The organism is Lysinibacillus sp. DFXJR4, assembly GCF_057196045.1.
The window spans coordinates 658,414-679,456 of the sequence record NZ_JBXUNW010000001.1; the positions used below are offsets into that span (position 1 = coordinate 658,414).

20 protein-coding genes are annotated in these 21,043 nt (G+C 38.1%); 18 read left to right on the forward strand and 2 right to left on the reverse strand.

Translation table 11 applies throughout. The features are described from left to right. Positions 1 to 26: 26 nt before the first annotated feature. Positions 27 to 275, reverse strand: a complete 249-nt coding sequence (locus tag AC2CGN_RS03340; protein WP_054771236.1) for a ferredoxin — start codon at positions 273 to 275, stop codon at positions 27 to 29. A 107-nt stretch (positions 276 to 382) separates the two neighbouring features. On the opposite strand from AC2CGN_RS03340, the gene AC2CGN_RS03345 reads away from it, so the two are divergent. The 7 genes from AC2CGN_RS03345 to AC2CGN_RS03375 all read left to right on the forward strand — a co-directional run bounded on the left by AC2CGN_RS03345 (position 383) and on the right by AC2CGN_RS03375 (position 7,875). Continuing rightward, positions 383 to 1,408, forward strand: a complete 1,026-nt coding sequence (locus AC2CGN_RS03345; protein ID WP_484512144.1) for a YpbB family protein — start codon at positions 383 to 385, stop codon at positions 1,406 to 1,408. Next, on the forward strand, positions 1,409 to 2,851 hold the full coding sequence (locus AC2CGN_RS03350) for a RecQ family ATP-dependent DNA helicase (RefSeq protein ID WP_484512146.1): 1,443 nt from the start codon (positions 1,409 to 1,411) through the stop codon (positions 2,849 to 2,851). 85 nt (positions 2,852 to 2,936) lie between these two features. Continuing rightward, positions 2,937 to 3,689: a LysM peptidoglycan-binding domain-containing protein gene (locus AC2CGN_RS03355; protein ID WP_484512148.1), complete on the forward strand. Its 753-nt coding sequence runs from the start codon at positions 2,937 to 2,939 to the stop codon at positions 3,687 to 3,689. A gap of 159 nt (positions 3,690 to 3,848) precedes the next feature. Then, the gene (locus AC2CGN_RS03360; RefSeq protein ID WP_484512150.1) at positions 3,849 to 4,604 is read left to right on the forward strand and encodes a metallophosphoesterase; all 756 of its coding nucleotides are present in this window, start codon (positions 3,849 to 3,851) and stop codon (positions 4,602 to 4,604) included. Between the two features lie 109 nt (positions 4,605 to 4,713). After that, on the forward strand, positions 4,714 to 5,679 hold the full coding sequence (locus AC2CGN_RS03365) for a YpdA family putative bacillithiol disulfide reductase (RefSeq protein WP_484512152.1): 966 nt from the start codon (positions 4,714 to 4,716) through the stop codon (positions 5,677 to 5,679). A 74-nt stretch (positions 5,680 to 5,753) separates the two neighbouring features. Further along, positions 5,754 to 6,329, forward strand: a complete 576-nt coding sequence (locus tag AC2CGN_RS03370; protein WP_484512154.1) for a glycerol-3-phosphate acyltransferase — start codon at positions 5,754 to 5,756, stop codon at positions 6,327 to 6,329. Positions 6,330 to 6,333: 4 nt separating this feature from the next. After that, complete coding sequence (locus AC2CGN_RS03375; RefSeq protein ID WP_484512156.1) at positions 6,334 to 7,875, forward strand: aminotransferase class V-fold PLP-dependent enzyme; 1,542 nt, start codon at positions 6,334 to 6,336, stop codon at positions 7,873 to 7,875. A 27-nt stretch (positions 7,876 to 7,902) separates the two neighbouring features. Here the strand turns inward: AC2CGN_RS03375 and AC2CGN_RS03380 are convergent, their stop codons facing one another. After that, the gene (locus AC2CGN_RS03380; RefSeq protein WP_286923995.1) at positions 7,903 to 8,871 is read right to left on the reverse strand and encodes an asparaginase; all 969 of its coding nucleotides are present in this window, start codon (positions 8,869 to 8,871) and stop codon (positions 7,903 to 7,905) included. Between the two features lie 313 nt (positions 8,872 to 9,184). Here AC2CGN_RS03380 and prsW point away from each other — a divergent pair, with 313 nt between their 5' ends. The 11 genes from prsW to spoIVA all read left to right on the forward strand — a co-directional run bounded on the left by prsW (position 9,185) and on the right by spoIVA (position 20,849). After that, positions 9,185 to 9,859, forward strand: a complete 675-nt coding sequence (gene prsW, locus AC2CGN_RS03385; protein WP_283871515.1) for a glutamic-type intramembrane protease PrsW — start codon at positions 9,185 to 9,187, stop codon at positions 9,857 to 9,859. Between the two features lie 97 nt (positions 9,860 to 9,956). Then, positions 9,957 to 10,781 carry a spore cortex-lytic enzyme gene (gene sleB, locus AC2CGN_RS03390; protein ID WP_286923994.1) on the forward strand — a complete coding sequence of 275 codons (825 nt, stop codon included), beginning with the start codon at positions 9,957 to 9,959 and terminating at the stop codon, positions 10,779 to 10,781. Between the two features lie 15 nt (positions 10,782 to 10,796). After that, on the forward strand, positions 10,797 to 12,080 hold the full coding sequence (locus tag AC2CGN_RS03395; protein ID WP_286923993.1) for a PepSY1/2 domain-containing protein: 1,284 nt from the start codon (positions 10,797 to 10,799) through the stop codon (positions 12,078 to 12,080). 84 nt (positions 12,081 to 12,164) lie between these two features. Next, the gene (locus tag AC2CGN_RS03400) at positions 12,165 to 12,824 is read left to right on the forward strand and encodes a flagellar brake protein (RefSeq protein WP_484512160.1); all 660 of its coding nucleotides are present in this window, start codon (positions 12,165 to 12,167) and stop codon (positions 12,822 to 12,824) included. Positions 12,825 to 12,953: 129 nt separating this feature from the next. Then, on the forward strand, positions 12,954 to 13,628 hold the full coding sequence (gene cmk, locus AC2CGN_RS03405) for a (d)CMP kinase (RefSeq protein WP_286923991.1): 675 nt from the start codon (positions 12,954 to 12,956) through the stop codon (positions 13,626 to 13,628). 102 nt (positions 13,629 to 13,730) lie between these two features. Further along, complete coding sequence (gene rpsA, locus AC2CGN_RS03410; protein ID WP_484512162.1) at positions 13,731 to 14,867, forward strand: 30S ribosomal protein S1; 1,137 nt, start codon at positions 13,731 to 13,733, stop codon at positions 14,865 to 14,867. A gap of 735 nt (positions 14,868 to 15,602) precedes the next feature. Then, on the forward strand, positions 15,603 to 16,913 hold the full coding sequence (gene der / locus AC2CGN_RS03415) for a ribosome biogenesis GTPase Der (RefSeq protein WP_429984817.1): 1,311 nt from the start codon (positions 15,603 to 15,605) through the stop codon (positions 16,911 to 16,913). Positions 16,914 to 17,033: 120 nt separating this feature from the next. Continuing rightward, entirely contained in the window at positions 17,034 to 18,047 is a 1,014-nt protein-coding gene (locus AC2CGN_RS03420; RefSeq protein ID WP_286923988.1) for an NAD(P)H-dependent glycerol-3-phosphate dehydrogenase, read from the forward strand. 202 nt (positions 18,048 to 18,249) lie between these two features. Further along, on the forward strand, positions 18,250 to 18,462 hold the full coding sequence (locus AC2CGN_RS03425; protein WP_286923987.1) for a DUF2768 domain-containing protein: 213 nt from the start codon (positions 18,250 to 18,252) through the stop codon (positions 18,460 to 18,462). 22 nt (positions 18,463 to 18,484) lie between these two features. Continuing rightward, on the forward strand, positions 18,485 to 19,276 hold the full coding sequence (locus tag AC2CGN_RS03430) for a hypothetical protein (RefSeq protein WP_484512165.1): 792 nt from the start codon (positions 18,485 to 18,487) through the stop codon (positions 19,274 to 19,276). Positions 19,277 to 19,370: 94 nt separating this feature from the next. After that, the gene (gene spoIVA / locus AC2CGN_RS03435; protein ID WP_286923985.1) at positions 19,371 to 20,849 is read left to right on the forward strand and encodes a stage IV sporulation protein A; all 1,479 of its coding nucleotides are present in this window, start codon (positions 19,371 to 19,373) and stop codon (positions 20,847 to 20,849) included. Positions 20,850 to 21,043 lie beyond the last annotated feature (194 nt).

Genomic DNA, 21,043 nt, shown 5'->3' on the forward strand with positions numbered 1-21,043 from the left:
GGTTTTGGATGCCTTCAACGTTTCATCTATTCGAATTTTAATGCGTCACCTTCGAATGTTTCATCTGCAACTTTAATAGAGTCAGTTGGACACCCTTCGAAAGCATCTTGCATGTCTTCTAATAGATCTTCTGGAACTTCAGCAGTTCCCATGTTATCATCTAAAATAACGAAGGCAATACCTTCATCATCATAATCATAAATGTCTGGTGCTGCGGCTCCGCATGCGCCACAAGCGATGCATGTATCTTTATCAACGATTGTGAATTTAGCCATTATTATTCTCTCCTTTTACAATGTTCCTACAAAGCTTCATTCTCATTTTAAAGATGTTTATCTGACATTTCAACATAAATACTATGGAATTGGAGGAATTTGCGTCTATGTTTCATCAAATTCTATTGCAAATCTTTCAAAAGCTCAATAACGAAAGAACAATTTCTGCTGCTTATCATATATTAAGAGGAAAGCGCTCAGGTCAGACGATACAAGACATTGGGCTATTTCAGCTACATCCTTTCTTTGGGTTATTAGCAAAGCTACCGAGACCAACATTTGATAATGCTGTAAAGTTATTTTCGCAATATAGTTGGTTAGATATGCAAGAATCTGGTCACTATTCCCTGAAAAAGCTCGGTTTACAGCGAGCGGAGCAAACGCCTGCTTTTTTATTTGATGGGTGGCATTATCGAGGAAATGAACATATTTTTTTTGCAAGATTGTCTTTGATTGTACAAAGCCTATCTTATCAAAATGCTGGAATACGTTCTTTTTCCCCAATCAGTAGAGATGTAACGATTCAGTCATGGGTTCGCTCATTTTTACTAAAGCATAATTATCAGGATCGGCATTTACAGGAACAATTATTAGTAGAATGCGAAAGAGCACTTGCAGAATTGCCTCAAGCAGATCCCAATAAACAGCTTGTCCTTTATCGATTAAGCGGTCATAATTTACCAGGATGGACGTGGCAGCAGCTTGCTAGTGAACGTAAGGAAGCCGTTTTAGATAGTCAATTGGCATTTATTGAACTTCTACATACATTATTAAATGAAGTGCATCAAAAGGGGTATCCTTTGCTTAGTGAAATTGCTGAAGGATTAAGGGTAAAGGCATTAATCACCGATTCTGCACAACAAACAGCATATTTATATGAGCAGGGCTATTCCATTGAGCAAATTGTGCAAATAAGAAAACTTAAACAAAGTACCATTGAGGATCATTTAGTAGAATTAGCCATGTATGAACCGAACTTTTCGATTGGTTCTTTCGTCTCTTATGAGGAAGCGGAAAAGGTTTGGCAAGCCTCAAAACAATATCAAACGAAGAAGTTAAAAACATTACATGAAGTAGTTGAAGGCATGAGTTATTTCCAGTTAAAACTTATCCTTGCGAAAGGAGAAGTGTAGATGGATCTTGAACAAGCATTGGCGAAATATTTTGGGTATACAACATTCCGTCCCGGACAAAAGGAGGTCATTGAAGCGATTCTGCAAGAAAAAGATGTGATCGCTTTATTGCCGACTGGAATGGGGAAGTCATTATGCTATCAATTATCGGGCTATATTTTGCAAAAACCAGTACTTATTGTTTCTCCCTTGCTTTCGTTAATGCAAGATCAGGTAGAGGAGCTAAAACGTTTTGGTGAAAGGAGAGTTGTTGCCCTAAACTCTTTTTTAACTATCACTGAAAAACGATATGCCCTGCATTTTTTAGAGCAATATCGTTTTATTTTTACTTCACCAGAAATGCTGCTTCAGCCGCAAGTGCAGGAAAAGCTATCGCAAATAAAGCTAGGTCTTATTGTTGTAGACGAAGCTCATTGTATTTCGCAATGGGGATTTGATTTTCGACCGGATTATTTACGGATAGGCCAATGGTTTTCTCAGGTAAATCGTCCCCCAGTTTTAGCCCTATCGGCAACTGCAACTGAAAAGGTCGTTAAGGATATATCTAAAACATTGTCGTTAAATAACCCATTTGAATTTATGTACGATGTAGATCGTCCTAATATTCATATAGGGCGTGTTACCTTTGAAGATAAAGCGGATAAAGCGCAGTGGATATTGCAGCATATAAAAAAAACAGCAGGGCCAGGTATCTTATATCTGTCCTCAAGGAAGCGTGCAGAACAATACTGTGAGGTGCTGATTCAAGCAGGTATTCGTACAGCAGCTTATCATGCTGGCCACGGTGCAGAGGATCGTCAGTTTATCCAACAACAATTTATTGATGGTGAACTCGATTGGATTGTGGCGACAAATGCCTTTGGGATGGGGATTAATAAACCAGATATTCGACAGATTATTCATGAAACGATGCCTGCGAATGTAGAAAACTATATGCAGGAAATAGGTCGTGCAGGCCGTGATGGTCAGCCAGCGATTGCCATTTTACTGTATAGTGAAGGTGACGAGGAGCTTGCGAAATTTGTTGTAACAGGAGATTTACCGACTTCTGGTCATGTCGAACGCTATCAAGAATTACTAAATCAACATCTACAACCATCCCAAATGCTGAAAAATGGGGAGCTAAGTGAAACGGCCTATCGTGTGCTAGATTTTTGGTTACAACAAGAAAGTGTGGAACAGGTAAAGGCACGATTAAATCAATTGGCAGTAGAAAAATATAGGGGCGTTGATGAAATGAAAAAAGTTACTCAGACAAAAGACTGTATTCGCGCACAACTAGTCGGGTATTTTGGGCAAAAATTGCAGAAAAAACCGGAAAACTGTTGTGAAAATTGTGGAATCCATTATGATGAAATCAATAAAGTACGCTTGGAGGAAGAAAGGAAAATAGAAATGATCCCATGGGAAAGCCGTTTAAAGCTACTCTTAATGGGTATTTAGGCTACAATTGACGGTCATTTACTTTTTTCGCAAAATTCGTCATAATAGAATGATAGAAAGCGTAGTAAGGTTGGGGGAAAGTCGAATGAGTAAAGAAGATTACCGCGATAAAATTGAAGAGCATCGACAATCATTTGAAGATGAGCAAAAGGATCAGCAAAATTTATCAAGAGTTTCAAGAATGAATAAAAATGGAAGTCCTAATAAAAAGCCAAAAAAGACAAAACGGAAAATGCCTTTAATGACGATTCTCTTTGTAATCTTTATCTTAATTCCATTTTCAATTTTAATCTATTTTTTAAAATTTTACGAACCAGGTAAATCGATTGAAGAGGCTGAAAAAAATACTTCTGAACAAGTTTTAGAAATTGATAAATCAGGAAATAAAACGGATGCCACTGGGTCGACTGGCAATAAAAAAGAAGATGATAAAGCGAAAAAGGAAGCGGAGGATCAATCTAAAAAGGACGCTGAAAAATTAGCGGCGGAACAAAAGGCTGCTCAGGAAGCAAAGAAGGCTGAGGAAGCTAGAAAGGCTGAAGAAACTAGAAAGGCCGAGGAAGCTAAAAAAGCTGAGCAAGCTAAACTAGCACAACAGCAAGCAGAGGCAGCAAGAAAAGCGGAAGAGGCAAAAAAGGCGGAACAAGCACGTAAGGCTGAAGAGGCAAAAAATGCTGCAAAAGCAAGTACCCATACAGTGAAGGAAAATGAAAATTTATATCGTATTGCCTTGAATCATTACGGTGATGGAAGTGAAGCTACGCTTGCAAAAATTCGTGCAGCAAATGGCATGTCTTCGAATACAGTAATGGTTGGGCAAGTAATTAAATTACCATAAGAAAAATGGGTGTCATTCTTTGGCAATGAAGTTTTTCTAGTATAAAATAATGGACAAACGTTAACAACAAAAAGGTTGATGCGTTCGTCTGATTTAGTAAAAAGGCGATTCTTCATATAAACGAATCGTCTTTTTGCTTTCGTAAGGAGATGTGAGAGAATGATTTATATTGGATTATTGATTTTAATAGTCATCGTGTTCCTGCTCTATATGTTGAAGGTAGCACATGAAAACAATGTCTTACATCATCAATTACCATTAAAGGGTAAACAGGAAAAAATTCGACTATTTTTTATTTCGGATACACATTTACGCAAAATTAATCGCCGTATGATTGAACAATTAGATGACCAGTTTGATGCGGTAATAATTGGTGGAGATTTTGCTGATGGACGTACACCGATTAAACGGATTCATGATAATCTAAAATTACTAACCCCTTTAGGACCGACTTATTTTGTCTGGGGAAATAATGATAGAGAAGTAGGTGAGCAACGGCTACGTGATATATTACAGGAGCATGGTGTTCAAATTATTGCGAATGATGCTGTTCTCTTACCGAAAAAAAATCGTTTTTGGTTAAGTGCGATTGAAGACACATCTACAAAAAAATATAGCTTTGATAAAGCATTTGAAAAAGTTGATGAGAATGATTTAGTTGTATTTATTTCTCATAATCCTGGTGTTTTTGCGAGAGTACGAGCAAAATTTAGAGCGGATTTAATGATTGGAGGACATTTACATGGTGGGCAAATTAGAATTGGCCCTTATGGTGCCCATCCAAATGGCTCTTATCGAGAGCGAGAAGGTGTCATGACGTTAGTAAGTAATGGCTATGGGACAACATTATTACCCTTAAGACTTGGTGCAAAACCGCAGTGTCATATTATTGACATTGAAATTTCGGGTAAATAAACAACCAAATTCTGATAGAAGGCGTATAATGAGAATGGATCTAATTTTTATTATGTAAAAGAGAGGATTAGCACCTTTCGCTAATCGAATTTGATAGGAGTGTCAAGAAATGCAGCAAGCAGATGCCATAATTGTTGGAGGCGGCCCATGTGGTTTAGCAGCAGCAATAGCTTTGCAAAATATTGGATTACAGCCAATTGTGATTGAAAAGGGGAATATTGTAAATTCGATTTACAATTATCCTACACATCAAACTTTTTTTAGTACAAGTGAACGTCTAGCTATCGGAGATGTACCTTTTATTATTGAAGGACGCAAGCCAAAACGAAATCAAGCACTTGTGTATTATCGAGAAGTTGTGCGTTTGAAAAATATTCAGGTAAATCGCTTTGAAAAAGTAAATAGCGTGAAGAAAAATGATGCTTTATTTACAGTAACAACAGATAAAGAAGTATATGAAACGCCCTATGTCGTGATAGCAACTGGCTATTATGACCATCCTAATTATTTAAAGATAAAGGGAGAACAATTACCGAAAGTCTTCCATTATTTTAAAGAAGGACATGAATTTTTTGATACAGATGTATTAGTGATAGGCGGAAAAAATTCAGCGGTGGATGCAGCGCTTGAGCTAAATAAAGCTGGTGCTCGAGTGACGGTAGCTTATCGTGGCAATGAGTATTCACCTAGCATCAAACCATGGGTATTACCAGAATTTGATGGGGTAGTACGAAATGGAGAAGTGAAGATGCACTTCAATACAAATGTGCTAGAAATTCGTGAGCATGAGGTGGTTTTAGAGATAGATGGACAAGAAGAAGTTTTACAAAATGATTTTGTATTTGCAATGACTGGCTATCATCCAGATCATTCGTTTATTCGTGCTATGGGTGTAACTATTGATGATGAAACGGGGCGTCCGTTTATTACACCAGAGACGATGGAGACGAATATAGAGGGTTTGTTTATTGCTGGTGTGATTGCAGCAGGAAATAATGCCAATGAGATCTTTATCGAGAATGGCCGCTTCCATGGCGATAGTATTGCACAAACTATTGCTAAAAGAACAAAATAAATGAAAGCTGTATAGGCATGTGGCTTATACAGCTTTTTTTAAGTAAATGAAGGTGAAAGCAACGTGAAAAATGAATGGAGGGTGCGCATTTGAGTGGGGTGTACTGGCTCTTAAGTTATATAATAGGAAACTTTATGACGGCTTTTTTCGTTGGAAAAGCATATGGGGTTAACCTTCAAGATGAAAGAAGTAAAAACTTGGGAGCCCGTAATGCAGGGAGTGTAATTGGCAAAGCTGCATTCGTTTGGACATTTTTTGGCGACTCACTGAAGGGTGTAGCAGTCGTTCTTTTGGGACGTATATGGCACCTTGAAGAGTGGGTTATAAATGTGGGAGCTACCTGTGTTATTTTTGGTCATTTATTCCCTGTTTGGTTGAAATTTAACGGTGGAAAAGGCGTAGCTACATTTATTGGAGTTGGACTTGCCCTTTCAACAGGTCTATTTTTTTGGATGATCTTAGGAAGCGCACTTGTGTTTGGTCTTACTAGAAGTCTTACTCTAGGTATGGTTGGTGGCTTTGTTTTATATAGTGTGGCTCTTATCCAAACAGGAAATTTTCAGCTATACATACCGATACTCATAGCAATGCTTTGTATGCTAATCAAGCATATGCCAAATATCAAGGAAACATTAGAAAAAAGGAAGTGACAAGATGTACTGGTGCAAAATAGCGCAAACTGATAAAGAGTTTGAAGCGATTGCTCGTTTGAATTATGAAACCTTTGTGGAGGAAATTCCGCAGCATAAGCCTAATCCTACAAAAAAGAAGATCGATCGCTTTCATCAGGAAAATACATATCTCGTTGTTTATAAAGGAATTGAATTAATTGGAATGATAGCCTTTCGAGATCAGCGACCATTTTCCATTGATGAAAAGATTGGAAAGGTGGAACAATATTTATCACAAGAACAATGTGCCAAGCTTTGCGAAATTCGTTTACTTGCTGTAAAGAAGGCTTATCGAACAGGGCGAGTTCTTTTAAGATTATCACAAGCGTTGAATGCCTTTGCCTATGAAAAGGGGTATACGGCAGCTGTCATTTCTGGTACAACTCGTGAAGAGAAGCTTTATAAGCAAATAGGATTCAAGCAATTTGCCCCTGCTATCGGTACGAAGGATGCTATGTTTTTGCCAATGTTATTAACTAGACAGCAATTTGAACAGTCCTTCCAGCATAGACTTGTAACGGGAGGTCATACATTTTATCCAGGTCCAGTAAAGCAGAGGGTGTCGATAGAATATTCAGATTTATCCCATCGTACTGCTACATTTGGATCACTTTATGGACGTGTGACTTCTAAGCTACTACAACTATCGGAGGCTCACCATGTTGCCCTTGTTGTTGGGACTGGTACGTTAGCAAATGAAGTAATGCTTGGGCAAATAAAGGCACAGCAATTAGGACAAGGCATTATTTTAACAAATGGAGAATTTGGGGAACGTTTACGTAAGCAGGCAGAGCGTTGGGCATTGGATTTTAATGTTGTAGAGCAGAGATGGGGGCAAGCTTTTGATTTTGTGAGTATAGATACAATGCTACAAAAGGGAAGTTATCAGTGGTTGCTTGCTGTGCATGGTGAAACCTCAACAGGCACTTGTAATAACTTAGAGCAGCTTGTGCAGCTAACAAAACACAACAATATGAAGCTCTGCGTTGATTGTATTAGTACTTTTGGCGCATTGCCATTCTCTTTAAAGGATTGTTATCTAGCAACAGCTGTGAGTGGTAAGGCAATAGGTGCATTAAGCGGTCTAGCATTTGTCTTTTCACAAAAGCTTGCGAAACCATCAACTTCAATACCAGCTTATATGGATTTAGCGAACTATCAGCAAGGAGCCATTCCATTCACATTACCTGCGAGCCTGGTTAGAAATGTAGAGGTGGCACTTCAGGCATATCCAGCCCGCTATGAACTGCTACAGCAGCGCTTTGATACTCTACTGCAGCTACCGTTCATGCACTATAAACTATTAACAACCTATTATCCGATGCTCATCACGTTAAAATGTCCAAAGGCTCTGTCTCAATTACATACGGATTTAACATTAAATCAACTATTTGTCCATGGAGACAGCCGTTATTTACGTGAAAATAATTTCATTCAGCTATCAGTAATACAACCAGATTTTGAACAAGCTATTGTTCGTCTCCAAGAGATTTTGTGCTACTATCAACAGATTGTTGAAGCATAAGATGCTAGGAGAAGGGAATATATTGTTTTACATGAAAAAATCCTTTAAATGGAGTGGAGTACCTGATTTATTGAGCCCTATTAATAATTTTAATCGTGCCTTTTGGCCATTAATACCAGTGGCAAATATTGCACCTAGGTCTTCCAGCATTTTGCCGCCGCCTACATAGCCATAGACACCTTCTGCAATACCGTTAAAACAACGGGAAACGAGTACAACAGGAATACCACGTTCTATTAAACTCTCAATTCCTTTTACAACGGTTGGGGGTACATTGCCCTGTCCAAGTCCTTCTAATACTACGCCATCGTATTTACATGCGAGGACAACATCAAGTAAATCGACTTCCATGCCTGCATAGACTTTCAGCATGGCCACTCGTTTTGATAATTCTTTTATGTCAACATATTGCCGGCGGATAGGAGCGTGGTGAAATAATATTCTTGATTTTGTAATAAGTCCGATGGGTCCATATTGAGGAGATTGGAAGGTGTTGACTGAACTAGTGCTTGTCTTTGTTGTATTGACAGCAAGATGGACCTCGTCATTCATGACAACAAGCACACCTTTTTCACGCGCTTCTTCATCTACTGCAACACGAACTGCCTCCATTAAATTATATATACCATCTGCTCCAAGTTCATTGGAGGAACGCATTGCACCCGTTAAAACAATAGGAATTGATAAATCCGTTGTTAGCTCTAAAAAATAAGCTGTTTCCTCTAATGTATCTGTTCCATGTGTGATAACAACGCCATCAATTTTTTCCTCTGAAACTTTATCAATTATTAGATTGCGTAACATTAGCATTTCTTTTGGCGTGATATGTGGTGATGGAAGGTTAAAGGCTTCCATTTCAATAATAGTTGCTAATGAGTCGAGCTTGCTACTTTCTTGCATAAGAGGATTTTCCTTATTTGGCATAACAGCACCTTCGTCACTCATAGCCATAGAAATTGTGCCACCTGTATGAATTAATAAAATTGTTTTTTTCATAAAAATAATAGCTCCTTTTAAAAAATTTTGTCATTACATGGTATAATAATAGCAGTTTAACTTTAGTTAAAAGCTATTTTTTTGTCGAAAATGAAAGGTTAATGTCGTAGGTATTTTTCATCTTAGATTTATAAATATATTTTCTCAATAAAAGGTATTTACAGACATATAAAGATTAACATCCTATATCAGCGTTAATGTGCTGTCCCAAAGCCTTAAAAGGATGTCATGCTTTATTAAATTATGCTAACATAATTTTAAAACTGAACACAATTATGTCAATGCGAAATTGATGTTGAAAGGAGCCGGCAACATGATCATTTTATTATCAGCTGCCATTGCTCCCGGTCTAGCGCTTTTTAGTTATTTCTATTTGCGCAATCAGATGGCAACGGAGCCAAGAAAAACCTTACTTCAAACGTTTTTGTATGGTGCATTTTTAACATTTCCTATCTTGTTTTTACAATATGTCTTAACAGAGGAAGGGGTTTTTCAATATCTTTATCTACAGGATGTTATATTTTCTAGTGTAGTTGAAGAATTTTTTAAATGGTTTGTGCTTTTAATTGCAATCTATAATCATGTTGAATTTGATGATCCCTATGATGGCATACTGTATGGTGCAAGTGTATCTCTTGGCTTTGCAACGGTTGAAAATATATTATATTTATTTTCATTCGGTTTAGATACAGCATTTATGCGAGCTTTATTACCTGTATCAAGTCATGCCTTGTTTGGTGTCGTAATGGGCTATTATTATGGACGTGCCAAGTTCTCGAAGCTTGCAAAGACGAATGAAATGATTGCTATGGCGCTTTGTGCACCGGTAGTATTACACATTTTATATAATACAATTTTATCATTTAAAGGTTACTGGGTATATTTAATGATACCGTTTATGCTATTTTTATGGTGGTTTGGACTAAGGAAAGTAAAACTCGCTCACTATCACCTTGTGCAACACTTGCATATGCATAAAAAAATATAAAGCGTAGAAATCAATAAAAGATTTCTGCGCTTTTCTATTTTTAAAATGTATAAATTGAGTCGTTTGTTTCAAGCTATTAAAAAAAGGAGTGATAATCATGCGTTTAATAAGCATAGTTTTTGCCTTGGTACTAGCGATCAGTATATTTACGATTCCGCAAAATGACGCGATAGCATTTACTGAGCAGCAGATTACCCGTGGTGCTTATGGAGATGACGTCATTGAGTTGCAAGCAAGGCTACAATACTTAGGATTTTATAAAAGTAAAATTGATGGAAAATTTGGTTATAACACATATTGGGCTTTGCGAAATTTTCAAGAAAAATATGGCTTACCAGTAGATGGAATAGCTGGCGCTAAAACGAAAAAAACATTGTCTGGATATTCTGATTACGATGAAGGATGGGTAAAAGCCCAATTAAATGCAGGAAATCAATTTACCTATTATGGAGGCATACCACTAGAACAGCAGGTTAAGAATACTACTGGCAGCAGTGGCGGTGGTGGCGGTAAAAGCAGTGGTAGCAGTAATAATAATGGGACTAAAACACAAGTTCCTCCAAAGTATACAGAGAGAGATTTACAGCTAATGGCGAATGCAGTTTATGGTGAAGCAAGGGGAGAGCCTTATGAGGGACAGGTAGCAGTAGCAGCCGTTATTTTAAATCGTTTGGAGAGTCCTGAATTTCCAAATACGATTTCTGGTATCATATTCCAACCTTTAGCATTTACAGCAGTGGCGGATGGACAAATTTGGCTTGAGCCAAACCAGCGAGCAAAAGAGGCAGTCATTGATGCTATGAATGGCTGGGACCCTTCAGAAAATGCACTTTATTATTTTAACCCGAAAACAGCTACAAGTAAGTGGATTTGGTCACGACCTCAAATTAAACAAATTGGAGAACACATTTTCTGTTCATAGAAAGGAGGAAAATAAATGAGAACCATGCTGGCTATACTTACAGCAGCCGTTATTGGCTTAGGTGCTTACAGCATACATTTACATGGTGAAAAGGCAAGTTTACAACGTACCGTGCTTGCCCAGTATACAGATAAATTAACAGATGCTTCTGAGAAATTATCGCATTTACAACGAGCAGTTTCACAATCATTACTGTTTCAGAATGACCAAGCGATTCACAATGAATTAGATTCCGTTTGGCGATTAAGCTCTGATGTTCGATCGTCCATATCAAATATTCCGATCGGACATGAACTTTCTAATCAATGGCTAAGTTACCTAGGACGTCTAGGAGATGAAGCAAAGAAAACAGCTAAAACGGGTGATTACCAAGCGTGGCGTGAAAAAATGCCGAAAATCTCTACAAATTTACAATCACTCTCGGATGAATGGTCAGCGGCAACAGTCGATTTTTATAAAAATAACGGTAAAATGGATGTCTGGCTGAGACAAGTAGATCAAAAAAATCCAAATACAACATTTGATAATGTTCAAAAGACTCTAAAGGACTACAGTGAAAAGGATTTCCCACTGACATTAAGTGAATCCGATTGGCAGAAAAAAATCGAGCTAAAAGCATTACAGGATTCGGTTATTACGGAAAAAGAGGCATTAGAAAAAGTGAAGAATATGTTCCCTATCATTAAGGATGCCACATTTACAGTGACGAGAAGCAGTGATACAGCACCATATCCGTTTTATCATATCCAATTCCACCAAGGTATTCGTCTAGGATATGTGGATCTTACCGAAAAGGGTGGACATTTATTATCCTATTTAGTTGAGCGACCTGTAGATGAAGCAAGGCTTTCACAAGAAGAGATAATGAACAAGGCTGAGGAACATTTAAAACGACTTGGTATAAATGATGTGGCATTTGTAGAATCTCGTGAAAACCATCAAGCATGGCATGTCACATTTGCACGTGTGCACCCTGGCGATAAAGCAATTATTTATGCAGATGGTATTCAGTTAAAGCTAGCGAAGGATACTGGAGAATTGCTTGGAGCAAATGCAATGGAATATATACAGGAAGAGACAATTAAACAACAAACGGCAAAACCAATTGACTGGAAAACTTTCTTTGACAAGGATGTTAAAGTGGAGGAAGTAAAAAATATTTATACAGATAACGGCCAATTTGAACAGCGCCTTTGTTATGAAGTGATTGCAGTAAGAGATGGTCAATCACCTGAAACCTTTAGGATTGTCATTGATGCTGAAAATCACAATGTTTTAAAGGTGGAATATTTAACTTAATCCAAGAAAAAACTACCAGTTCATATAGCCAAAATGAGCATCTCATGCGATAATGAAATTATATTTTTGTTCGGGGAGATGCTCATGGAAATAAAAATTGGTACACTTTTACAACTTGAACCTACTTATACAGAGCGTGTTGAAAAATTCCGCTGTAAAGTTGTAGAACAAAAAGATAATATTCTTTATATTGATTATCCAATAAATATTGTAACAAAGAAAACAGCATTTTTAATAGATGGCTCTGAATTTAGAGCAACTTTTCGCACCGAAGACAAACAATCCTTTGCTTTTAATACAGAAGTGATTGGGCGTAAAGCTGGCAACATACCAATGATTATGTTGCATTGTCCAAAGGCAGAAGAATTTATCAAAATTCAACGTCGTGAATATGTACGTGTGGAAACGCCTGTAGATGTGGCAATACAGTTTAAGGATTATAAATATCAGCTTGTAACAACAGACATTAGTGCTGGTGGTTTAGCAGTTATGTTAAAAGGTGAAGTGGCTTTCAAAGATGATGATGAGGTGAAGCTCACAATCGTATTACCATACGCCAATGGGGATGTAAAATATGTCATTACCGAAGCAACTATTGTGCGAATTTTTGAAAAAGATGACAAAACCATTGCAACAATTCGGTTAATTGATACAGATGATGTTGATCAGCAGCATATTGTACGTTTCTGTTTTGAACGTCAACTAGTCAATCGTCGTAAAGAATTAAATCCCTTTGACCTTTGAAATGTGAGTGACAAACATTGTGAAATTTAAGTGGCGTACTAATTGTCACGATTAAGAAAAGCCCTCTGCGAGTTAGAGGGTTTTTTTATCTTTATATGTTACAATATGGTGTGATAGAAAGTAGGGGAAATGATGAAAAATATTCAAATTGCGATTGATGGCCCTGCTGGTGCAGGAAAAAGTACAATCGCTAAAATAGTTGCAGAAACTCTTGGATTTACCTATATCGATACAGGTGCTATGTATCGTGCAGTTACGTATAAAGCCATGCAACAGAACATACATTTAGATGATGAAACAAAATTAGCAGAAATGCTAGCAGCTAGCACAATCGAATTAAAGCCATCTCCGCAAGGGCAGCTGGTCTTTTTGGATGGTAATAATGTTTCAGCGGAAATCCGATCAAATGAGGTAACTTCCTCTGTGTCACAAGTAGCCGCTCATGCAAAGGTTCGAGAACTGCTAGTAGCACAGCAACAAAAACTGGCTGCTAATGGTGGTGTTGTAATGGATGGGCGTGATATTGCTACACATGTATTAAAAAATGCGGAATTAAAAATCTTTATGTCTGCTACAGTAGAGGAGCGAGCAAGACGCCGTTTAATTGACAATCAAAAACGAGGGATAGCGTCTTCCATTGAGAAGCTTCAGGAAGAAATTGCTCTGCGCGACAAAATGGATAGTGAACGGGAAGCATCTCCACTTATTCAAGCAGAGGATGCTATATTTTTAGATACGACATCATTGTCCATTGATGATGCAGCACAAGCTATTTTAAGATTAGCGCAAGAAAAAATGGTATAAATCCTAAAATTTCAGACATTTTTTGAATTTAAAGGATTTATTTTTGTCTTTGTCTTCAATATCGAATAAAATAGTAAGGGAAGATGCGAAGGAGGGTTACATATGTCTGAAGAAATGAACTATGCAGAACAAACGTTTAACGAAGGTGATATCGTCAAAGGTATTGCTGAGCAGGTTGATGAAAAAGCGGTAACTGTTTCAATTCCAGGAGCACCGTTTGATGGTATCGTACCAATCAGTGAATTATCAAGCTTACACATTGAAAAAGCGTCTGATGTTATCTCTGCTGGAGATGAATTAGAGTTGATGATCACAAAGGTTGAAGAAGAGAACTATGTCTTATCAAAACGTAAAGTAGATGCTTTAAAAGCATGGGATACACTTGAGCAACAATTCGCCGCTGAAGAAGTATTTGAAGCGGAAGTTAAAGATATTGTTAAAGGTGGTCTTGTCGTAGATTTAGGTGTACGTGGCTTCGTACCAGCTTCACTTGTAGAAGACTACTTTGTCGATGATTTTGAAGGCTATAAAGGCAAGACACTAAGCTTTAAAATTGTCGAGCTGGATAAGGAAAAAAATCGTTTAATTTTATCACACCGTGCTGTGGTAGAAGCAGAAAAAGCTTCGCAAAAGAAACAAGTCATTAACGAAATTCAAGCAGGCGATGTATTAAACGGAAAAGTTCAACGAATTGCATCATTTGGAGCATTCATTGATCTTGGAGGTATTGATGGCCTTGTGCATATTTCACAAGTGTCGCATGAGCATATAAGCGATGTGAGTGAGGTTTTATCAGAGGGACAAGAAGTAACGGTAAAAGTTCTTTCTGTTGATCCAGAAAATGAGCGTATTTCGCTGTCCATTAAGGAAACACTTCCTGGCCCTTGGTCGAATATCGAGGAGCGTGCAGCTAAAGGAACGGTATTAGATGGTAAAGTAAAACGCCTAACATCATTTGGTGCGTTTGTGGAGGTTTTCCCGGGCGTAGAAGGGTTAGTGCATATTTCGCAAATCGCCCATAAGCATATTAATACACCACATGAAGCCTTAAAGGAAGGACAAGAGGTACAAGTAAAAGTGCTTGACGTCAATGGTGAGGAAGGTCGCCTAGCTCTAAGCATTAAAGATTTACTTGAAAATCCTGAGGCAGAAGAAGTAATCGACTATGAATTACCAGAAGAAAACACAGGCTTCTCTTTCGGTGATGTCATTGGTGATAAATTAAAAAACTTTAAATAAACGAGTTGAGCGAGGATGCATGTTGTATCCTCGCTTTTTTATGGGATTTCTGATAGAAAAGTTTTTAAGTGGTGGATAAAACGCAGAAAGTAGCGGATAAAACTCTCGAAGCGAAGGATAGCACGAAGAAAGTAGCGGATAGAAGCTTCAAAGTGAAGGATAGGATTAAAAGTAGCGGATAAAACTCTCGAAGTGAAGGAAAGCACGAAGAAAGTAGCGGATAGAAACTTCGAAGAGAAGGATAGAATTTAAAGAGCGGATAGAACTCTCGAAGCGAAGGATAGCACGAAGAAAGTAGCGGATAGAAGCTTCAAAGTGAAGGATAGGATTTAAGGTAGTGGATAGAACTCTTGAAGTGAAGGATAGCACGAAGAAAGTAGCGGATAGAAGCTTCAAGGCGAAGGATAGGATTTAAAGTAGCGGATAGAACTCTCGAAGTGAAGGATAGCACGAAGAAAGTAGCGGATAGAAGCTTCAAAGTGAAGGATAGGATTTAAAGTAGCGGATAAAACTCTCGAAGCAAAGGATAGAACTCCTAAAGTGCAGGATAGAACCTTCGAAACGATGGATAGAATTCATAAAGTATTACAATTTGACAGAGTTATCCCGTGTAAAATAAATCGAACGAGACGTTATAGCGATACATAGCGCTCTATTTAATGGATATGATATGATATAATGGCATTTTTCGTGTATAATAGCGAAAGACAAGAAGTTTGGAAGGATGAAGTACAGATGACGAAACCAGTAGTAGCCATCGTAGGTCGTCCGAACGTAGGTAAGTCGACGATTTTTAATCGTATCGTTGGGGAACGTGTTTCGATTGTGGAGGATATCCCAGGGGTTACACGTGACCGTATTTATAGTTCGGCAGAGTGGTTAACACATGACTTTAATATTATTGATACAGGTGGTATCGAGATAGGAGACGAGCCGTTTTTAGAGCAAATTCGTCAACAGGCTGAAATTGCGATTGACGAAGCTGATGTTATTATTTTTATGACAAACGGTCGTGAGGGTGTAACAGCTGCAGACGAACAAGTGGCTAAAATTTTATACAAAACAAAGAAACCAGTCGTTTTAGCAGTGAATAAAATCGATAATCCGGATATGCGCGAGATGATCTATGATTTCTATGCACTTGGCTTTGGTGAGCCTTGGCCGATTTCAGGCTCTCATGGCTTAGGCTTAGGGGATTTATTAGATGAATGTGCTAAACATTTCCCAAAAGAGGATGAAGAGCAATATGGGGATGATGTTATTAAATTCTCGCTTATTGGTCGTCCTAATGTAGGGAAATCCTCGTTAGTGAATGCATTTTTAGGACAGGAACGTGTTATTGTTAGTAATATTGCTGGTACAACGCGCGATGCAATTGATACTCCATATGAGTACGATGGACAAGAATATGTCATTATTGATACAGCAGGTATGCGTAAAAAGGGGAAGGTCTATGAAACGACTGAGAAATATTCAGTGTTGCGTGCCCTACGTGCCATTGAACGCTCCGATGTTGTGCTAGTTGTGCTAAACGCTGAAGAGGGTATTCAAGAGCAGGACAAAAAAATTGCTGGCTATGCACATGAGGCAGGGAAAGCTGTTGTCATTGTTGTGAATAAATGGGACGCGATTGAAAAAGATGAGAAAACAATGAACGTCTTTACACAACAAATTCGAGAGCATTTCTTATTCTTAGACTATGCACCGATTATTTTTGTATCAGCAAATACCAAACAACGGGTACATCAAATTTTACCGATTATTCAGCGTGTAAGCGAAAATCATTCAATGCGCATTCAATCATCCATTTTAAACGAAGTAATTGAAGATGCTGTGGCACGTAATCCAGCGCCGACTGATAAAGGTCGTCGATTACGTATTTACTATGCAACACAGGTTGCGATACAGCCACCAACGTTTGTGATTTTTGTAAATGAACCTGAATTGATGCATTTCTCTTATGAACGTTTTTTAGAAAATCGTATTCGAGAAACATTTGATTTTGAAGGGACGCCAATACGTTTAATTACTCGTGCTCGTGCCTAGGAAAATGATACACAGACAGTACGCCTATCCGACGTTTTTTGTTGGATGGCGTCTTTTTACAAAAAAGGTCAAGCATCATTGAAAACCTATTACAGGCACTATGAAAAGGGAGGATTTTGAATGGAAAAAGTTTGTGTGTTAGGTGCAGGCTCATGGGGAACTGCATTAGCAATGGTACTTGCAGAGAATGGACATGATACACTTGTCTGGACTCATCGAGCTGATCAAGCTGAAGAAATAAACAGCCTGCATACGAATAAAAAGTATTTACCAGAAACAATATTACCAATAAATTTGCATGCTACAAGTGATATTGCTCAGGCAGTTGCTCATTCAGAAATAATTATTGTTGCTGTACCAACAAAGGCCATTCGAGAAGTGTGTGAAAAAATGGTAGTATCTCTCGATAAAAAAATCCTATTTGTTCATGTTTCAAAGGGAATAGAGCCAGATTCACTAAAAAGAATTTCAGAAATTCTAGCAGAGAGTCTCCCAGCTGAATTTATAGAGGAAATTGTAGTGCTTTCTGGTCCGAGCCATGCGGAGGAGGTTGTCTTACATCATCCAACAACCGTGACAGCGGCCTGCGCTAATATTGAGGCTGCTGAAAAAGTACAGGACCTATTTATGAATCAATTTTTCCGTGTTTACACAAATGAAGATGTTATCGGCGTAGAAATTGGTGGCGCACTAAAAAATGTTATTGCATTAGCTGCTGGAATTACAGATGGCTTAAATTATGGTGATAATGCTAAAGCAGCTTTGATTACTCGAGGATTAGCCGAAATTACACGCCTTGGTGTTAAAATGGGAGGGAATCCTTTTACATTCGCAGGACTAACAGGTATGGGTGATTTGATTGTTACATGTACAAGTGTACATTCTCGAAATTGGCGTGCAGGTCATCTGCTTGGAAAAGGGATGAAGCTACAAGAGGTCCTTGATCAAATGGGTATGGTGGTAGAAGGTGTGCGTACGACGAAGGCAGCCTTTCAATTAGCAGAAAAATATAATGTGGCTATGCCAATATCAACAGAGCTTTATAGTGTGCTCTTTAATGATGTAGAACCGAAAATAGCTGTTGATGCATTAATGATGCGAATGAAAAAGCGAGAAATTGATGAGATTTCATAGATTCAATCGTTGATTACTTTTGTCATAATATGGACATAAATAAGGTGTTCTAGCGGTAATGCTGGGACACTTTTATTGTATACCTATTAAAAGGTTGTCCATTTGATGATAGTTTACTGGACAACTATTTCTTTTTAGCGAAAGCACATAGTATAATAATCTTTGATTGTTTTGTGACATTGAAGAAAGGTGGTTGTCTTAAATGGGTCCGTTAGCACATATGCCTGCTCTAGACGTAATGTGGGTATCGTTTTATTGTATCGGCTTTATGATTATCTCAGTCGGTTTAATTTATTTAGCGCGAAATAAGATTTCAAATGTTTTTTTACGTACAATCGTAAATTTATCAGCATACATATTGTTTGGGCTTGGTACTTTCTTAATGGTACTGATTGTTGCCACATGGCCAGCATAAAAATTAATGAGGTGGAAGTGACATGAAGAAATTAAGTGCTATTATAATGGTACTTGCAACCGCAATACTTCTAGTAGGGTGTGTAACTCCTGAAGATGAGAAGAGGGCTAAAGTAGTCCCTGATGTAGACCAATTAGCAGCGGTTCAGCGGGCGGTGGATGAATATCGTGAAGCCACTGGTGGGCTAGTTCCTATTAAAAATAGTGAGCTAGATACTGATATTTATATAAAATATTTAATTGATTTTGAGAAGCTTATGCCGAAACATCTTGCCCAAATACCTGGGAATGCCTATGAAAAAGGTGGTATTTTCCAATATATTATTTGGGACCCTGAGAATAAGGCACAAGTTAAATTAGTTGATTTAAATGCAGCGGAGCGTATCCGTGAAATTAATATTCGTAAATTGTCAACCCAATATTTACCGATAAAAGGAAACACTGCAGATAATGTGTTCCAAATTGACTTTGAGAAATTAGGCTATAAAAAAGATGTTACTGTCAAAAGTCCTTATTCTGGTGCCGAATTACCTTTATTTATGACAGGTGATGGTGAAATACATGTCGACTACTCAATTGATTTAGGCCAATTGCTAAAAGGAGACAATCCTGATGTGAAATCAGGAGAAGATATCCGTCAGCTACTTATTGATAAATATCCAGTGGTACCAGCATATTCTGTGCCATATACAGTCGATGAAAATGGCGAACCAACCTATTTTATGGAAGCCTATGATAGTGATGCAAAAAAAGCTAGAGAAAAAGCGATAGAAAAGGCTAAGAAAGAGGCCGAATCTCAAACGAATAAAAAATAGTGCTCATAAGCTCCTTACATTTGTAGGGGGCTTTTTCATATTTGTCTGAGGACTTGCATATAGTGAAAAAGCGTAGATAAAGGAGGCAGAAACCTTGAGTGAAGCAGTATTTAAAGAAATTGCAGAGCGCACAAATGGCGATGTTTATATTGGTGTTGTCGGTCCAGTACGGGTAGGTAAATCTACATTTGTAAAAAAGGTTATGGAAGCAGTTGTGTTACCAAATATTGTGGATGAAACGGAACGAATGCGAGCACAAGATGAATTGCCGCAAAGCTCACCGGGGCCAGTCATTATGACTGCTGAGCCGAAGTTTGTGCCTGCCCAAGCAACACGTATTGCGGTCGGTGAAGATGAAATGACATTCCAAATTCGTTTAGCAGATTGCGTTGGCTATATTATTGATGGGACAAAGGGATATGAGGACGAAAATGGACCAAAATATGTGCATACACCTTGGCACACAGAGCCCATTCCTTTCCAAGAAGCGGCAAAAATAGGGACAGATAAAGTAATTCGAGACCATGCCAATATCGGAATTGTTGTTACAACGGATGGTACAGTGAATGGTATTAGCCGTCGTGCAGCAGAGAAGGCAGAAGAAGAGATTGTAGAACAGCTTACTGAAATTGGAAAACCCTTTGTTGTTGTGTTAAATTGTCAAATGCCAGCAAGAGAGGAGACGGTTCAGCTCAGAAATGAATTATTTGAGCGTTACAATGTCCCTGTCATTGCAATTTCAATTGATCAAATGCGCGCAACGGATGTTCAATATATCCTACAAGAAGCGTTATTTGAATTCCCAATCCGTACAATCGAGGTGGAGAAGCCGGATTGGTTAGATGTTTTAGATGCATCACATCCATTGAATGTGGCACTGATTGATTCGATGGAAGAAGTATTATCTTCAGTGATGCGAATTCGGGATGTACAGCAGGCGTCAGATGCCTTTAAAGCCATCGATTATATTGACCAAAGTGAAGTGGTACATGTAGACTCTGGGGCTGGAACCGCAGTTATACGAGTCTCATTACAAGGAGAGCTATATAAATCGGTGTGTAATGAATGGCTAGAAGAACCAATTGAAACAAAGAAAGATTGGCTACTCTTTATTAAAGAAGCGGCTGAGGCAAAGGAAGCACAAAAACGTTTTAAAACAGCTATTAACGATGCTGATTCCACTGGCTATGGTGTGACACTGCCGATGATGCAGGAATTTGAGCCAACAGCACCTGAGCTCATTAAACAAAATAATTTCTTTGGAGTCCGTATGAAAGCAAAGGCACCATCTTATCATATTATTCGAGTAGACATGGAATCTGAATTTGCTCCGTTAATTGGCTCTGAGTTCCATAGTCAACAGTTACTTAAGGATTTAAATCATGCTTATTTACATGATCGTGATGCATTATGGAATACACAGCTTTTCGGAACACCATTGCATGAAGTGTTAAAAGAAGGAATTCGCTATAAAATGGATGCTGTTCCACCTACAGCCAAAAAACGCATGCGTCAAACAATTGAACGAATGGTGAACGAGGGTGACAGAGGATTAGTTACGTTTATTTTGTAGGAACAAAAAGAAAAATAAAGCGCAAAAAATTAGTACAGGGCTTTTCGTTTTTATGCGAAAAGTCCTGTTATTTTTGTTTTTTGGGTGAAAAACTGACTTTTTGGTTATAATCATGAATGAATACAGTTGCGTCGCGGTTTTCTATGTGTTACTCTTTTTACAGAATTGGTTCATGACCCTTTGAGAGGAGGTGA

Bases quoted from the DNA above. Each gene is read 5' to 3' on its own strand.
- AC2CGN_RS03340 (WP_054771236.1), bottom strand. From the start codon at position 275: ATGGCTAAATTCACAATCGTTGATAAAGATACATGCATCGCTTGTGGC.
- AC2CGN_RS03345 (WP_484512144.1), top strand. From the start codon at position 383: ATGTTTCATCAAATTCTATTGCAAATCTTTCAAAAGCTCAATAACGAA.
- AC2CGN_RS03350 (WP_484512146.1), top strand. From the start codon at position 1,409: ATGGATCTTGAACAAGCATTGGCGAAATATTTTGGGTATACAACATTC.
- AC2CGN_RS03355 (WP_484512148.1), top strand. From the start codon at position 2,937: ATGAGTAAAGAAGATTACCGCGATAAAATTGAAGAGCATCGACAATCA.
- AC2CGN_RS03360 (WP_484512150.1), top strand. From the start codon at position 3,849: ATGATTTATATTGGATTATTGATTTTAATAGTCATCGTGTTCCTGCTC.
- AC2CGN_RS03365 (WP_484512152.1), top strand. From the start codon at position 4,714: ATGCAGCAAGCAGATGCCATAATTGTTGGAGGCGGCCCATGTGGTTTA.
- AC2CGN_RS03370 (WP_484512154.1), top strand. From the start codon at position 5,754: ATGGAGGGTGCGCATTTGAGTGGGGTGTACTGGCTCTTAAGTTATATA.
- AC2CGN_RS03375 (WP_484512156.1), top strand. From the start codon at position 6,334: ATGTACTGGTGCAAAATAGCGCAAACTGATAAAGAGTTTGAAGCGATT.
- AC2CGN_RS03380 (WP_286923995.1), bottom strand. From the start codon at position 8,871: ATGAAAAAAACAATTTTATTAATTCATACAGGTGGCACAATTTCTATG.
- prsW (WP_283871515.1), top strand. From the start codon at position 9,185: ATGATCATTTTATTATCAGCTGCCATTGCTCCCGGTCTAGCGCTTTTT.
- sleB (WP_286923994.1), top strand. From the start codon at position 9,957: ATGCGTTTAATAAGCATAGTTTTTGCCTTGGTACTAGCGATCAGTATA.
- AC2CGN_RS03395 (WP_286923993.1), top strand. From the start codon at position 10,797: ATGAGAACCATGCTGGCTATACTTACAGCAGCCGTTATTGGCTTAGGT.
- AC2CGN_RS03400 (WP_484512160.1), top strand. From the start codon at position 12,165: ATGGAAATAAAAATTGGTACACTTTTACAACTTGAACCTACTTATACA.
- cmk (WP_286923991.1), top strand. From the start codon at position 12,954: ATGATGAAAAATATTCAAATTGCGATTGATGGCCCTGCTGGTGCAGGA.
- rpsA (WP_484512162.1), top strand. From the start codon at position 13,731: ATGTCTGAAGAAATGAACTATGCAGAACAAACGTTTAACGAAGGTGAT.
- der (WP_429984817.1), top strand. From the start codon at position 15,603: ATGACGAAACCAGTAGTAGCCATCGTAGGTCGTCCGAACGTAGGTAAG.
- AC2CGN_RS03420 (WP_286923988.1), top strand. From the start codon at position 17,034: ATGGAAAAAGTTTGTGTGTTAGGTGCAGGCTCATGGGGAACTGCATTA.
- AC2CGN_RS03425 (WP_286923987.1), top strand. From the start codon at position 18,250: ATGGGTCCGTTAGCACATATGCCTGCTCTAGACGTAATGTGGGTATCG.
- AC2CGN_RS03430 (WP_484512165.1), top strand. From the start codon at position 18,485: ATGAAGAAATTAAGTGCTATTATAATGGTACTTGCAACCGCAATACTT.